The organism is Novosphingobium sp. (genome assembly GCF_037133355.1).
Lineage (GTDB): Bacteria > Pseudomonadota > Alphaproteobacteria > Sphingomonadales > Sphingomonadaceae > Novosphingobium.
In genome coordinates, this window is record NZ_JBAXOI010000024.1 from 1 (window position 1) to 14,379 (window position 14,379).

General features: G+C 62.8%; 11 protein-coding genes. 2 read left to right on the forward strand and 9 right to left on the reverse strand.

The window, feature by feature from the left end; genetic code table 11:
* Positions 1 to 305 precede the first annotated feature (305 nt).
* The 5 genes from WCL10_RS18275 to mdlC all read right to left on the reverse strand — a co-directional run bounded on the left by WCL10_RS18275 (position 306) and on the right by mdlC (position 5,963).
* Positions 306 to 1,016 (reverse strand): hypothetical protein, encoded by a 711-nt coding sequence (locus WCL10_RS18275; RefSeq protein ID WP_336897080.1) that lies wholly within the window; start codon positions 1,014 to 1,016, stop codon positions 306 to 308.
* Positions 1,013 to 2,257 (reverse strand): integrase arm-type DNA-binding domain-containing protein, encoded by a 1,245-nt coding sequence (locus WCL10_RS18280; RefSeq protein ID WP_336897081.1) that lies wholly within the window; start codon positions 2,255 to 2,257, stop codon positions 1,013 to 1,015. Before WCL10_RS18280 ends, WCL10_RS18275 begins: the two co-directional genes overlap by 4 nt.
* Positions 2,258 to 2,557: 300 nt before the next feature.
* Complete coding sequence (locus WCL10_RS18285) at positions 2,558 to 3,058, reverse strand: aromatic-ring-hydroxylating dioxygenase subunit beta (RefSeq protein WP_336897082.1); 501 nt, start codon at positions 3,056 to 3,058, stop codon at positions 2,558 to 2,560.
* The gene (locus tag WCL10_RS18290; RefSeq protein ID WP_336897083.1) at positions 3,055 to 4,392 is read right to left on the reverse strand and encodes an aromatic ring-hydroxylating dioxygenase subunit alpha; all 1,338 of its coding nucleotides are present in this window, start codon (positions 4,390 to 4,392) and stop codon (positions 3,055 to 3,057) included. The genes WCL10_RS18285 and WCL10_RS18290 overlap by 4 nt, the downstream gene beginning before the upstream one ends.
* Positions 4,393 to 4,406: 14 nt before the next feature.
* On the reverse strand, positions 4,407 to 5,963 hold the full coding sequence (mdlC, locus tag WCL10_RS18295; protein WP_336897084.1) for a benzoylformate decarboxylase: 1,557 nt from the start codon (positions 5,961 to 5,963) through the stop codon (positions 4,407 to 4,409).
* A 106-nt stretch (positions 5,964 to 6,069) separates the two neighbouring features.
* Here mdlC and WCL10_RS18300 point away from each other — a divergent pair, with 106 nt between their 5' ends.
* Both WCL10_RS18300 and WCL10_RS18305 read left to right on the forward strand, forming a co-directional pair.
* On the forward strand, positions 6,070 to 6,960 hold the full coding sequence (locus WCL10_RS18300) for a LysR family transcriptional regulator (RefSeq protein WP_336897085.1): 891 nt from the start codon (positions 6,070 to 6,072) through the stop codon (positions 6,958 to 6,960).
* Positions 6,961 to 7,011: 51 nt separating this feature from the next.
* Positions 7,012 to 7,929 carry a ketopantoate reductase family protein gene (locus WCL10_RS18305; RefSeq protein ID WP_336897086.1) on the forward strand — a complete coding sequence of 306 codons (918 nt, stop codon included), beginning with the start codon at positions 7,012 to 7,014 and terminating at the stop codon, positions 7,927 to 7,929.
* Between the two features lie 394 nt (positions 7,930 to 8,323).
* Here the strand turns inward: WCL10_RS18305 and WCL10_RS18310 are convergent, their stop codons facing one another.
* The 4 genes from WCL10_RS18310 to WCL10_RS18325 all read right to left on the reverse strand — a co-directional run bounded on the left by WCL10_RS18310 (position 8,324) and on the right by WCL10_RS18325 (position 14,372).
* The gene (locus WCL10_RS18310) at positions 8,324 to 9,379 is read right to left on the reverse strand and encodes an acyltransferase (RefSeq protein WP_336897087.1); all 1,056 of its coding nucleotides are present in this window, start codon (positions 9,377 to 9,379) and stop codon (positions 8,324 to 8,326) included.
* A 162-nt stretch (positions 9,380 to 9,541) separates the two neighbouring features.
* The gene (locus tag WCL10_RS18315) at positions 9,542 to 10,693 is read right to left on the reverse strand and encodes a calcium-binding protein (protein ID WP_336897088.1); all 1,152 of its coding nucleotides are present in this window, start codon (positions 10,691 to 10,693) and stop codon (positions 9,542 to 9,544) included.
* Between the two features lie 193 nt (positions 10,694 to 10,886).
* The gene (locus WCL10_RS18320; RefSeq protein WP_336897089.1) at positions 10,887 to 13,076 is read right to left on the reverse strand and encodes a M10 family metallopeptidase; all 2,190 of its coding nucleotides are present in this window, start codon (positions 13,074 to 13,076) and stop codon (positions 10,887 to 10,889) included.
* Positions 13,077 to 13,184: 108 nt separating this feature from the next.
* Positions 13,185 to 14,372: an NAD(P)/FAD-dependent oxidoreductase gene (locus tag WCL10_RS18325; RefSeq protein WP_336897090.1), complete on the reverse strand. Its 1,188-nt coding sequence runs from the start codon at positions 14,370 to 14,372 to the stop codon at positions 13,185 to 13,187.
* Positions 14,373 to 14,379 lie beyond the last annotated feature (7 nt).

Consider the following 14,379-nt stretch of genomic DNA (forward strand, 5'->3'; position numbering starts at 1 on the left):
AGGACGTCCTGACACACCCGACGGCAGCAGCAAGCGCGCCTCGCCGGACGGTTACTAAACGCGTGAAGGTTCTCGGCGGGGACAATAGTTCGCCCCCCTACCCGCGTGACGCGCAAACGGCCTGCCGCGATGTGATTGTAGAGCGTGGTCCTGCCTAGGCTGGATGCCTGACAGGCCTCTCGGATGGTATATCCAAGCTTTGGCGTGTAGGTGTGCATTTCCGCTTTTCCCTACAGCAACACGCAAAGGCGGACGCGCCCGGTCGCTGTAGGACACCGTCAAACAGGTAACCGTTCCGCATAAAATCAGGGGTTCTGGAGAAATGTGTCGGGGAGGCGCTCGGACAGCGCACTTTTCAGCAGCTGCTTAGCAAAAGCTTGTGGTGCCTTTTTCGCGCCTGCTGTGTTCATTAGCGCATCAAAAACTAAGCGGTCGGGTGACTGCGTTCCAACCAAACGGCGGACCCGCTCCCTTATCTCCCGCATGTTCGTCGCAGTTGGATCAATTGGCCAATTCGACTCCTTAACCAGCTTCACGGCTGCATCAGTAGCAGGCCCCACATACGGAGATGCGCCTTCTTGCTGAAAATGGCGCACACAACATTCAGTGATCACGGCCAGCTGACCTTCGATAACCAACTGGCCGATAGACGCCGGAGGCGCCCCAGCCTTTCCCCTACGCCTCTGCTGCAATAGCGGGTTTGAGGCGCCACGTTCGGCATCAATCATCGCCTCGGAAATTGCGGATAGAGGGGTCAAAATGGCAAGAGGGAAGCCTTGGCTGGCAAAGAAGTCGATGACGTGCAAAATCGCGTTATAGGCACCAGTTCGCCCGCCATCGCCTTGATGTTCGAATATAGCTTTCGCAATCGCCAGCCGCGCCTGAAACTCGTTGAGCGCACTATCGAAGGACTGGGTCGCAGCAGACCTTGTCAAGAGGTCGGTCTGTAATGTTATGATGCCGTCGCCATCGGGGCTATGCTTCGATTTCGCTACCGGCAGCTTACGACGCGTCATGCCGCACCTCGAATCGGCTTCACATTGTCGCCAGCTGCGCTTCCCACGGTGCCGCAATAGCTGGCCCAATCATCCATGAGCCGCCGTCGCTTATCGAACAGGTCACCGCGACGATACGCCCGCTCCACCTTGTTATCGATCGTGTGCGCCAAGGCCATTTCCGCGACCTCATGGGCGTAGCCTGTGCATTCAGCACACCAATCACGGAAGCCAGAACGGAACCCATGCACCGTCACATCGATGTCCATCCGGCGCAGCAGCATCGCCATTGCCATCCCAGACATGCCTGCACCCTTGGTCGCCGGAAACAGCCATTCCTTGCCCAGCCCTCGGGTGGATCTCAGAATATCGACTGCACGCTCCGACAGCGGCACGCGATGTTCCTTGCCTGCCTTCATGCGGATTGCCGGGATGGTCCAGACTGCCTTGTCCAGATCGACCTCATCCCACTTTGCGCCGATCACTTCTCCAGTGCGGGCAGCAGTCAGAATGGCAAATTCAAGCGCCAGCGCAGCAACGGCCTCCCGTTTGTGCAGAGCGCCTACAAAGGACGGTATCGTGTCATAAGGCATGGCCTTATGGTGACCACGTGTGAGTTTAGCCCGCGCTGGCAAGATTTGCGCGACATGACCGCGCCAGCGCGCCGGGTTTTCGCCCTCACGGTATCCGCGCGCCTTGGCAGCATCGAGGATGGTCTCGATACGACCGCGAACACGGCTGGCCGTCTCGGGCTTCGTTTTCCAGATCGGTTCAAGGATTTGCAGAACATGGGCGGTGGCGACCTCCGCAACAGGCAACCCCCCGATTACCGGATAGACATAGGTTGCCAGCGTGTTCTTCCATTGCTGCCGGTGCTTGTCATTGCGCCAGCTTCCCTCATTCGCCTCGATATAGGCCTCAGCCACGGCCTTGAACGTGATCCCCGCAACCTGTGACGCCTGCGCGGCAGCAAGGGCCTTAGCGGCCTCCTGCTGGCGCTCTGCAAGCGGATCAACCCCAGCCTTGACCTTGAGGCGCAGCGCAGCGCGCGCGTCACGCGCGTCAGCCAGCGAGATGCCGTCAGGGCCAGCCGCGCCAAGGCCAACATCCCGAGACTTGCCGTTGAGCATGAAGCGGTAAACCCAAGATCGGGCACCGCTCTCCTTCACAAGCAAATGCAGTCCGCCACCATCGGCGTGGCGACCAGGCTTGGCATTCTTCACACCCAGGGGCGTGAGCGCGTTGCTGACCTTCTTTGGCATTATGGCTCCCTAACCGGGAACCGAACCTAGCCCGAGATGCCCTTAATGGCGTCGTAGGTCTCCGTTCCCAAAACAGTTCCCCTATAATAAGGCGGTTTTATGGGAACGCAATGGGACGACCTTGAACGCCTGAGAGCGCAAATCTGGAAAATACCCTCATATTATCAGGGCAATATGGTTGATTTTGAATGCCGGCGAACAATGGCTTGGAGGACACCCTGTCCGCCAGCTCCATATCTGGCCCAAAGACACTTGCTTGAGAGCGATCTGACGTCAGCACCTGGCGGTCCAGCACCGACTTTAGACAGAGTTGATATCAACCACGGTCGGGATCGTGTCGTTGAGCAGCACGATCTTCTTGCGCGCAATACGCCACACACCGTCCTGCGGCACGAGGGCGTATTCATACCGACCGAAGAAGCAGTCCGTCCGGTTCATCCGCACATCGAAGCGATGGCAGGTGAAGGCGGCGGAGACGTCCGCGCTCTCGGCGTCCGCGCGCGTCACCATGACATTGGTCACCTGATGCACCACGCGTGGCAGCGGGGATGATGCGGTGGAGAGCCCAGAGGTGAGGCGCATCACCCGGTCCTCGAGATTGCGGCGGCCCTTGTAGTAGATCAGCGAGAGCTCGCGGTCCGGGTCCTCGGTCGTGATCGTCTCGTCACGCCACGCAGGCATCCAGAACTCGACGTCCGGCGTGAACAGCTCCAGCCATTCGGCAAAGCGCTGCGTGTCGATCAGCAGCGCCTCGCGGTAGAGCAGGTCCTCAGCCTCGGCGCGGGTCAGGGGCGCGCTCATGCTTCTGCACCCCCGGCCATGCGCTTGGCCCATGCGCGGTAGTAGCTATGGAACAGCGTCTCGTCGCACAGCTGCGCGTCCGCGAGTACGCTGCGTTCGGGCGTCATGCCGATCAGGTCGGAGAAGCGGTTGCCGCCTTCCACCGTCGCCGTCATCCCGCGTGCGTAGCCCTGCAACCACGGCTCCACCATGGCACCATAGCCGATCTGGCAGTTCTCGTAGGATACGGTGTCATCCGGCGTCGCCATGCCTGTGGGATTGAAGAAATCCTCGTATTGCCGGATGCGCTGGCGGCGCGCGGCGGCGCTTTCGCCCTTGGGCGCGATGCACCAGGTGCGCATTTCGGTGAGGCCGGGCGCCAGCGGGCGGATCACCCGCAATTGGCTGGAGGCGTTTTCCGCGACCTGCAGATTGGGGAAGATCGTCAGGTTGCGCATGTTGAACATCCAGTCGCGCTTGCCCTCGCCGTGGCGCTCCGCCAGCGCGCCTGCGCTTTCATAGAGCGGGATCGCCGGGGTGATCCCGAAGATGCCCCAGTTGAGCACGTGGCCGTTCGCGAAGCTGTAGCTCCCGCCGGCAACCCCTTGCGCTTCCTCCTTCCAGTAGTCGCTGTTCTCCCAGACCGAGGCGACGACGTCGGCGCTCATTTCCTGCTGCCGCCGCTCCAGCACGCGGATGTAGGAGGGGTGCGCCGAGGTGAAGTGATAGGCGTCCGAGCAATTCTCAAGCTGGAGCTTCCAGTTGGCCTCATAGGTGAATGTCACTTGCCCGGGGACCAGCTCCAGCCCCTCCTCGCTCTGATCCGCGACCAGATCGAGCAGCTTGGCCGCCTCGCCCAGATAGTCCGCCAGCGGCATGACATCGGCGGCCAGACTGCCGAACAGGAACCCGCGATAGGCCTCGAAGCGCGGCAGCGCGGCAAGGCCGTGGTCGTCCTGCTCGAACGCCGCGCTGTAGCAGCCCGCGCGCTGGGACTTGATCGCCTTGCTGCGCCCGGCGCTGTCGAAGCTCCAGCTGTGATAGGGGCACACGTGGAGCCGCGCATTGCCGGCGCGGGTCTGCGCCAGCCGGGCGCCCTTGTGCGGGCAGGAATTGACGAAGGCGCGCAAGGTGCCCTCGCCATCGCGCTGCACCATGACCGGCACGCGGCCCATCGTGGTGGTGAAGAAATCGTGGGGGTTCTCGGCCTGGCTTTCGATGCCGAGGAACACCCAGCCGCCTTCGAATATCTGTGCGATCTCGCGGTCGAACACCGCCTGATCCGTGAAAATCGCGCGGTTGACGCGGAACACCCCGTCCTCTGGGCGGTCGTCAACGAACCGGGTCACATCCATCGTCTCGCCCTTCCTCAATCGATCACGGCTTCGACCAGCGTCGGCCCGTCCGCCGCCAGCGACCAAGTGAGCGCCACATCGAGCGAGGCTGCATCGGCCGCGCTGCGCCCGGTGATGCCATGGCCTTGCGCCAGCGCGCAGAAATCGAGCTCGGGGAACTGCGTGCCCACCAGCGTCTGCAGGCCGAACAACCGCCCGAAACTGTGGAGCGCCTCGTAGCGCCGATTCTTGAGCACGATGAAGCTGACGGCCACGCCCAGTTGCGCGGCGGCGTGGAGCCCCTGGATGGCGTACATCGATGACCCGTCGCCCAGCACCGCGATGATCTTGTCGCCCGGCCGGGCGAGCGCCATGCCGACCGCTGCGGGGAGGCCATGCCCCAGCCCGCCGCTGGCGCAGGTGTAGAACGTGTCCTTCGCCACGATCGGCAGATAATCGTGCATCGGCCCGCGTGCTGACGGCGCCTCCTCGACAATCACGCTACCGGGCGCGCGCAGCGCGGCGAGGCGCTGTAGCACATAGGAATCCGTCATCGCCGAGCCGTCGAGCACCGGTGGCAGCGCGCGCGGTGCCGGCGCTGTCCGTGAAGGCGCAGGGCCGCTTTCCAGCAGCAAGGCTAGCGCCTGACGCGTGTTTGCGACAATCGCCGTGCCCACGGGCGCCCATGCGGCATGGACATGGTTGTCGCCGATCAGCCAGACCTCGGTCCCTTCGGCGATATGCGGCCCATGCCCTTCGACATGGTAAAGGTTCATCGGTCCGCCCAGCGCCAGCACGAAGTCGTGGCCCACCAGCTGCGCGACGATGGCCTCGCGCCCAGCGGTAAGGAACCCGGCAAACAGCGGGTGGTTTTCCGGAAAGCTGCACCGGGCCGACATCGGCGCAACCCAGACGGCGGCCTGATGCTTTTCGGCGAGCGCGATTACCGCGTCCCATGCGCCATCACGCGCGACGCCGGCGCCCACGACCAGCGCGGGCCGCGCGGCCTTGCCCAAGGCTTCTGCGCATTCGGCCATTGCCGTGCGGTCCGGCGCGCGGGCTGCATGGATGCGGCGCGAGGCGAAGGGCTCACCCGGTTGGTCCCAATCATCAATGGGGATCGATACGAACGTCGGGCCATAGGGCGGCGCCATCGCCACCGCATAGGCCCGCGCAATCGCTGCTGGCACGTCCTGCGCGCGCGCCGGCTCGCAGGACCACTTCACGAATGGCTGCGGAAACTCGGTCGCGCGCTCGGCGAACAGGAACGGCTCGTAGGGCAGGATCGAGCGCGCCTGCTGGCCGGCCGTCACCACCAGCGGGGTCTGGTTCTTGAAGGCGGTAAAGAGGTTGCCGAGCGCATGGCCCACGCCCGCTGAGCTGTGCAGGTTGACGATGGCGGCATTGCCAGTCCCTTGCGCAAAGCCGTCCGCCATGCCCAGCACGACGCTTTCCTGCAGGCCCATGACATACCGGAAATCTTCGGGAAAATCGCGGAACATCGGCAGTTCGGTCGAGCCGGGATTGCCGAAGATGGTCGTCAGGCCCAGCTCGCGCAGCAGGCCGATGGTGATCTCGCGAACGCTAGGCATGGTCTCTCCCCGCGGGCCTGCCTCATCGCAAGCTTCGCGCAGCAGAGTGCCCGCCCTTCTCCATAGCTGCAATTGCATTCTTCGCTAAAAGGCATACGTGTCGCGCATGGAATTCGACGAACGCCAGCTTCGGGCATTTCTCGCCATCGCTGAAACCGGCAGCCTCGGTCGTGCCGCTGCGCTTGTCCACCTCACTCAGCCTTCCCTCAGCCGGATGATCCAGGGGATGGAGCAGCGGCTCGGTCACCGCCTGTTCGACAGGCAGAGCAAGGGCATGGATCTCACTCCCGCGGGGGAAATCCTGCTCGATCACGCGCGGCTCCTCGCCTTTGAGATGCAGGCCGCGCGCGACCAGCTCGATGCCTTGCGCGGCCTTCGGCGCGGGGTGGTGCGGATCGGCGCCGTTGCGGCAGTGATGCGCACGTTCGTGACCCGGGCCGTCGCAAAGCTGCTCTCGGAATATCCCGACCTCTCGGTAGAAATGACCGAGGGTACCGACAGCGATCTGCTGAGCGCCCTGCTGGACCGGAAACTCGAGCTGGTCGTGACGGCATCACAGCTCGAATCCGATGCGGTAGAGGCCATGGGAACTTGCGCCTATTCGGACCGGTTCGGCGTGTTTTGTGCTTCAGCCAATCCGATCAGGAATACCCCCTCTATGATGGACCTGGCCAGAGAGAGGTGGGTTATGCCGGGGACTTCCGCCACGCCGCGGATCCAGTTTGCGGCCCGGTTCCGCGAGATCGGCCTCCCCCTGCCGACAGTCCCGGTCGAAACCCGTTCGGTGGAGAGCATGATCGCCGTTTCCGCTGCCAGCCGCCTGCTGTGCTGGCTGCCCGGCCCACTGGTTGCGCCTCACCTTGCTAGTGGCACCATGCGCCAACTCGAAGTCCCAGCACTGGAAACCGAGCGCGAGGTCCTGCTCTATCGCCGCCGCGCGGGGCTTTTGCCGCAGGCCGCGCGGCAGTTTGCGGCGTACTTACCTCTGCGGACTTGACCCCCCAATCCGATCCCGAAACACTCGCGCGCATACGTGAGGAACCAGGTGATGCTTTCGAAGATCGTGATTGTCGGCGCTGGCGCCATGGGCTGCTTTCTGGCTGCGCGCCTCGCGGCTGGCGGGCTCGAGGTGACCGTGGTCGATGTCGATCAGGCGCGGCTCGATGTTATCGGGCGCGAAGGCATCACGCTCCACGATGATAGCGGCACCTCCACGGCGCAGGTCAAGGCCTGCCTCGCCGCCGAGGTGCAGGGGCCGGTCGATCTCGTGCTGCTGATGACCAAAGGCATGTTCAGCGCGGCCGCGATCCATTCGGTCGCCCACCTTGCGGCGCACGACCCGCTGGTGCTCACGCTGCAAAACGGGCTCGGCAATGTGGAAGCGATCGCCGAGGTTTTCCACACCGATCACATCCTGTGGGGCGTGACCGACTTTCCCGCCGATCTCGAAGGTCCGGCTCGGGTCGCCTCGCACGGCGAAGGGCACATCTGGCTGGGCGGCGCCAATGACCGCGCCCATGCCCATACCGATGCCGTGGCCGAAGCGCTGAACCGGGCTGCACTCAATGCCGCGATCGACCCCGAAGTGCGGGTTTCTGTTTGGGAGAAGGTCGCCTTCAACGCCGCGCTCAACCCGCTCTCGACCATCACCGGTCTTCCCGTCGGCGGGCTCGATTGCCTCGAGGGCCGCCGCATCGCCACCGCCGTCGCCGAAGAAACGATTGCGACCGCGATCGCGCTCGGCGTGCCTATCGATCCGGCCCGGGTGCTCACCAAGATCGACTTCGCGCTGGCCAACCACCGCACGCACAAGCCATCAATGCTGCAGGACCGCCTGGCCGGTCGCCGCACCGAGATCGAATCCATCAACGGCGCCATCGTGCGCATGGCCGAACAGGCTGGCGTCGCCACGCCGACCACCCGCATGCTCGCCGATCTGGTGCGCATGGGCGAGCCGCGCGGATAGCTCCTGCCAAGACTTGGCCCACACAACCCTCGCAATAAAGACGAGAACCAATCATGTCGCCAAGTCAAGGCAGCATTGCCTGATCAAACACTGCCGATGCTGCAGCTCAACCGGGTGATCTGGTGCTGTGCATCCAATTGCGTACTTCGTCATGCCACTGTGGGTCCCTGTGTGGGAACCTGGAATATCTGCCCCCAAATTTAGATTTCCATACAATCTCTTAGACCAGAATAAACAAGACTCTGTCCGCCCATGGCAGACCTTGGCCGTCCAACCTTACCTCAAAATCCGGCATTTCTGGCCAGTTGGATCACTTGGCCGAATATGACCTTTGCTTCGCTGGCGGCCATGGCGTGGAGAACTTGTTGCCCGATCAAGGCCAGGGCTGGCGCGCTCAGGAAGCCTCAACCTGACGAGACCACGGCCTGCGATTGAGAAATCGGCGAGCAGGCCTTTCGATCACGAAAAAGGACACCACACCCATGAGTATCGCTGCAAGGAGAAGCGCAAGCGGTGGAAATCGCCAACTGTAGCGCAGGATTGGTTGCTGCCAGAGGTACAGCGAGTAGGACAATATTCCAAAAGCTCTCAAGACCGGATTTGCCAGCATCCTCTTGAAGAACGCTGGCGATGAGTCGAGTCCATTCACCGCAAGTGCCATCAATACCGGGCCAACCGTATAGTGGATCAAATTGGAGGTTGTGAAAAACAGCAGCAGACTGGCACCCATGGTCCAAGGCGCCATTGCTCCCAGTACCTTCGCCACATGAACGGAGCGAGCGCGGTCCTCATTCAGCCAAAGGAAGATCGCCGCTGAAAGAAGCAATGGCGCCGCGCTGACATCCGTCCGCCAATAGATGACATGCACCCCGCCAGGGTTGGCCAACCAGAGCGGGATGGAATGGACCAGAGAAGCGCATGCGATTGCGCTGATAATCCACTTTGCGGTGAAGATGCCGCGCGGGCAGAGCCAAGCGATTATCGCCAAAGCAATGTAGCAATGCTCTTCAACGCATAGCGACCAAATATGGGCTAAATAGCGAGATTCCTCGCCGACCCAATACGCTTGAGCATAGTTTATGGTAAAAGTCAGGGCAGTGAAATATTCCCATGGGTGCATCATGATGGTTCCACGCCAGTAGAACCACATGATTGAATAAATGGCCAGATAATTCACCAACACAATCAAAGCTGGGGCAATTCTTGCAATTCTTCTCTCAAAAAACAATTGAATGGGTTGGCGCTTTACAAATAGAATGTCCGCCATAAGGCGTCCGCTGAGGACGAAAAACAGCGTGACGCCATATCCTCCCAAAACAAATAGTGCGGGGAAATTCCGACTAAGAAAGTGCCCGATAAGGACCGAAATTATCGCCAATCCTCGCCATCCGTCGAGATAGAGAAGACGCTCCGTCGGGTTGGGGTCGAACAAATGGAATCTGCCTTGCATGTCCGCTTGGAAGGAAAACACTGAACAAGCGCATCAAACTGGAGCGCATACCGACAACCGTCAATATGCCGGACCATCGAACAATTCCGGAGGCTTTGGCGATGTGGAGCGATGGTACATCCGACCTTGGGACGCATTGAACCCGGAGGCAGCGGGCCGACTTCAGCCAATGATCAGGAAGTCCAACCATGTCAGTTCGGGATGGTCGCCCTGGCCCATTTGCGCGATTGCGATCGGGCCGCGGCCCGAGGTGCCTTCCGCATCATAGTAGAGCACGCCGGTGGTGGTGTTGTAGATCAGGAACTGGCTGTCTTCCTGCGCGCGCATGGCATCGGCGCCGGCGAGGAAGTTGTCGGCGGTAATCCGCCCTGCGCCGTCGAAATCGGTGAAAATGTCCAGCGAGAGCATGATCTTGTCGCCCTGGGTGTGCGAGAAATCGGTGATCAGGTCGGAATTGGCAGTTGTGTTGGGCGCGGTCGAGAACACGAACTTGTCCGCGCCCTGCCCGCCCGTCAGCTTGTCGTTGCCCTTGCGCCCGTCGAGGCTGTCGTTCCCGTCATCGCCGTCCAGCACGTTGACCTTGTCGTTGCCGACAAGCGTGTTGTCGAGTTCGTTGCCGGTCCCGTTCGAGGAATAGGCCCCCACGATCGTAAGCTTCTCGATCTGCGAGCCAAGCTTGAAATCGACCGTCGAGCGCACTTCGTCGACCCCGCCGCTTGCAACATCAAACACCTGGTCGCGGGCATTGTCGACAAGATAGATGTCGTTGCCCAGACCGCCGAACATGCGATCATCGCCAAGGCCGCCGTCGAGCAGGTCGCTGCCCGATCCGCCGTTCAGCGTGTCGCTGTCGCTGCCGCCGCGCAAGATATCGTTCCCCACGCCGCCGGAAATGTAATCCCGGCCACCGTTGCCGATGAGCGTATCGGCACCGCGACCGCCGAACAGGCGGTCGTTGCCCTGGTTGCCGATGATCACGTTGGCCAGGCCATTGCCAAAGCCCGAATGGTTGGCACGGCCGCTGAATGTCAGGTTCTCGACATGCGATGGCAGGGTGTACTGCGCCAGTGTGGTCAGCACGGTATCCGTGCCTTCGTTGGCCAGCTCGACCGCGCGGTCGGATACGCTGTCGATCATGTAAGTGTCGTTGCCTGGTCCGCCCAGCATGCGGTCCGCGCCCGAGCCGCCATCGAGCACGTCGTTGCCCCTGAGGCCGATCAGGATGTCCCTGCCGCCGAGCGCCTCGATCACGTCGTCGCCGGAAGTACCCGTTAGGGTCTCGGCCGAGTTGGTCCCCTTGATGGTCTTGGGCACTTCGCAATCCTTCGCGCTCTGGGCAGGCAAGGCATCCGGCCTCGTCGCACCGCGCGCGCCCCGCGCAGCGAGCAGGGGCGGCAGAACAGACGGGCGGAAAACCCCGACGTCATGCCCTGCCCCCGGATTGTTGCAGAAGAACTACAGAGATCCGGCAGAACCCGATCAGGCCGTGCCGCGCGGGGATACCGCTTCAGAGGATCAGGTCACCAACCACCAGAGCCGGGGCGCCGTTGCAGCGGATCCAGAAATCGGCAAGGCCGTCGCCGTTGGTATCGCCTTGCAGCACAGTAACGCCAGACATCGCGACACTGCGCAGCTGCCCCGCCACATGGCCGAAGGCGCTGCTGCCGATATACGCGAAGGCATCGTCGCCAGAGCCGTTGAGCGTGTTGGCATCGACCCCGGAGAGGTCAATCTTGTCGCCATCGGAATGGGAAAAATCCGAAATCAAATCGCAGCTTGATGTGGTGAGCCCGCCAAAATCGCCATTGGCAAAACGGAAGCTATCAGCGCCGGTTCCCCCGATCAGCACGTCCCGCCCCGCGCCGCCGATCAACGTGTCTGCCGCGCCCCCGCCCAGCAATTGGTCGGCCCCTGCGCCGCCCGAAAGCACATTGGCAGCGCCATTGCCGCGGATGACATTGGCCAGCGCGTTCCCCGTACCATCGATCGCCGACCAGCCGCCCAGAGTGAGGTTCTCGATGTCGGCAGAGAGCGTGAAGGTGACGTTGGCAACAACCAGATCCCGCCCGGCATTGAGCGCTTCGGTCACGGTATCGCCGACATTGTCGACTCGGTAGGTGTCGTTGCCCAGCCCGCCTGCCATGGCGTCTGCGCCTGCGCCGCCGTCGATCACATTGGCGGTCTTGCCGCCGGTCAAGGTGTCGTTGAACGCGCTGCCGATGAGGTTCTCGATCCCGCTGAGCGTATCCTGGCCGGCGCTCACGGTGTTCTGCGCGGTGGTCACCGAAAGGTCCACCGTTACCGGTCCGCTGGCGCTGGCATAGCTGGCGGTGTCGAGCCCGCTGCTTCCGGTCATTCGGTCGTTCCCGGCCCCACCGCTGAAGATATCGGCGCCGGCGCTGCCGATGAGCGTATCGTTGAAGGCGCTGCCGATCACACTTTCGATGCTGACCAGCGAGTCGCTGCCGATTCCGGCCGCATCGCCGGCATCGGTGCCGCTGGCCGTGCCGGTTGCGAGATTGACGGTTACTGCAGCCTTGGCGCCGAGATAGGTGACAACGTCGGTCCCGTCGCCGCCGTCAATGCTGTCGTTGCCCGTGTCGGTGCCGGCAAGGAAGGCATCGTTGCCGCCTTCGCCCTTCTCGGTGTCAGCCCCGGCTGCGCCGTCGATCAGGTCGTTGCCCGCTCCGCCGCTGATAGTGTCGTCGCCGGCATTGCCCCTGAGCTGGTTCGTCGCATCGTTGCCGACAATGGTATCGTTGCCCGCACCGCCGCGCGCGTTCTCGATCGTGCAGTTGAAGGCGATGCCGATATTGGCGTCGAGCGTGGTCGTCGGGTAGGCGAGCAGCGAGTAGGTGCCGGCCACGAGCGTGATCGAGCAACCTTTCACGAAGGCGCTGAGGTCGAGCGTGTCGTTTCCGCCGGCATCCCAGATCGTCTGGTATACGGGCTGGTCGGGCTTGAAGGTGTAGGTGTCGTCCCCGGTGTGGTACGACATGTTCGCACCGTAGATCTTCTGCACCGCCGCGATGTCGTAGACCCCCGGGGTCAGGATGGTGAACTGGTTGGTTCCGCCGGGCTTGGCGTAGAAAACGCCTTTGGGGGTTGTATACGACATGATCGTATAGCGCATGTCGTCATAGCCGTCGGGTATGATGTTGCCCTCGAAGGGGTGGTCGAGCCCGAGCGCATGGCCGATCTCGTGCATCACCGCGATGTAGTCGTAAGTATAGGGCTGCATGGTCGCGGTCTTGATGCCCGGCTCGATCCAGATGTCGCCCTGTGAGGGATCGTCGCCGTAACTGAAGAACTTGGTATAGCCCCAGAAATCGCTCGAAACCTCGGACGAGAAGGCAATGCGAATATCGCCCACGACCCCGTCCGCCGTTTCGGTCACCTTGGTGAACTTGATGTTGGCGACATCGGCCCAGCTCTGGAACGCGAGGTCGATCCCGGTGATCTGTTTGTCAGTCACGCTGAAATGTTGTGTCGCCGTCGGTTCAGCGCCGTACCCCGAGGTGAATTTGGAGGCGACCCCGTTCAGGAACGGGAAGCTGTAGCTGATCTGCGTCTTGCCATCGGCGACCGTGGCCCACTTTGTGCGGAAGTAGTCCTGGGGCGAGTACAGCGAATCGATGAACGGATCGCCGGTCAGGTCAAATCCCGCGGCAGGGGCTTTGTCGGTGTACAAGGTCATGATGCACGTCCCTCGCCAGCCGCCAAGGGGAAGCCGCGAGGCAATTCTCGCTGGTCAACCCTTAGGGAATCGTTTCCATCATCATAACCGCCCAGCGCCAAATCGACCTCATGAAAAATCGGCCAAAGCGGTGGCAGCGGCATGTGCGCTCGCCCAGGCCCACTGGAAGTTGTAACCGCCGAGCCACCCCGTCACGTCCACGGCCTCCCCGATCGCATGGAGACCCGGAACCGCAGTCGCTCCCATGGTGCGCGACGACAGACCCGCTGTGCTGATCCCGCCTGCGGTCACCTCGGCCTTGGCAAAGCCCTCGCTGCCATTGGGAGTGAAGCGCCATGCGGCAAGCCGCGCCTCGGCCTCGCGTAGCGCCCGGTCGGCGGTGTTGCCAAGCTCGGCCCCGATCGCGAGTTGCTCGCCAAGGCGCACCGCGAGCCGTTCGGGCAGGAGCGCACCCAGCACGCGGGGCAGATGCACGCGCGGCCGCTCGCGTTTGGCCGCCGCGAGCCAGCCCGGCGCCAGATCGGGCAGGAAATCAATGGCGATGCTCTCCCCCGGCCGCCAATAGGAAGACACCTGCAGGATCGCCGGGCCGGAAAGCCCGCGATGTGTGAACAGCGCCGCCTCGCGGAACCGCTGCTTCCCCGCGCTCGCCACGACTTCGGCGGAAACCCCGGAAAGCTCACGGAAAAGCGCATCCTCTCCGGTAAGCGTAAGCGGCACCAGCGCCGGGCGCGGCTGCACCACCTTGAGGCCGAAGCGCCGTGCCAGATCATAGGCAAAGCCGCTCGCGCCCATCTTCGGGATCGAAGACCCGCCGGTCGCGATCACCAGCGCGGGCGCTGCCAGCGTCTCGGCCCCGAAGCCCACGCGGAACAGTCCGTCAGCATGCTCCACCGCGCTGACGGGCAGCCCGCAGCGCAAGTCCACGCCGCCAGCCCGGCACTCTTCCAGCAGCATTGCAACGATCTGCTTTGCCGAGCCGTCGCAGAACAATTGCCCCAGCGTCTTCTCGTGCCATGCAATGCCGTAGCGCTCGACCAGCGCGATGAAATCGGCTGGCGTGTACCGGCTCAGCGCCGAGCGCGCAAAGTGCTGGTTTTCAGAGAGATAGCGCTCGGGGCCCGTGTGCAGGTTGGTGAAGTTGCACCGCCCTCCCCCCGAGATAAGGATCTTCTTGCCCGGTGCATCGGCATGATCGAGCAGCGCGACCCGCTTGCCGCGCTGGCCCGCCAGCCCCGCACAGAACAACCCGGCCGCCCCGGCGCCGAGGATGATGACATCGTGAGTGGCTGGCACGCCCGCT

Coding starts and splice junctions, on each gene's coding strand:
- WCL10_RS18275 (WP_336897080.1), bottom strand. CDS start 1,016: ATGACGCGTCGTAAGCTGCCGGTAGCGAAATCGAAGCATAGCCCCGAT.
- WCL10_RS18280 (WP_336897081.1), bottom strand. CDS start 2,257: ATGCCAAAGAAGGTCAGCAACGCGCTCACGCCCCTGGGTGTGAAGAAT.
- WCL10_RS18285 (WP_336897082.1), bottom strand. CDS start 3,058: ATGAGCGCGCCCCTGACCCGCGCCGAGGCTGAGGACCTGCTCTACCGC.
- WCL10_RS18290 (WP_336897083.1), bottom strand. CDS start 4,392: ATGGATGTGACCCGGTTCGTTGACGACCGCCCAGAGGACGGGGTGTTC.
- mdlC (WP_336897084.1), bottom strand. CDS start 5,963: ATGCCTAGCGTTCGCGAGATCACCATCGGCCTGCTGCGCGAGCTGGGC.
- WCL10_RS18300 (WP_336897085.1), top strand. CDS start 6,070: ATGGAATTCGACGAACGCCAGCTTCGGGCATTTCTCGCCATCGCTGAA.
- WCL10_RS18305 (WP_336897086.1), top strand. CDS start 7,012: ATGCTTTCGAAGATCGTGATTGTCGGCGCTGGCGCCATGGGCTGCTTT.
- WCL10_RS18310 (WP_336897087.1), bottom strand. CDS start 9,379: ATGCAAGGCAGATTCCATTTGTTCGACCCCAACCCGACGGAGCGTCTT.
- WCL10_RS18320 (WP_336897089.1), bottom strand. CDS start 13,076: ATGACCTTGTACACCGACAAAGCCCCTGCCGCGGGATTTGACCTGACC.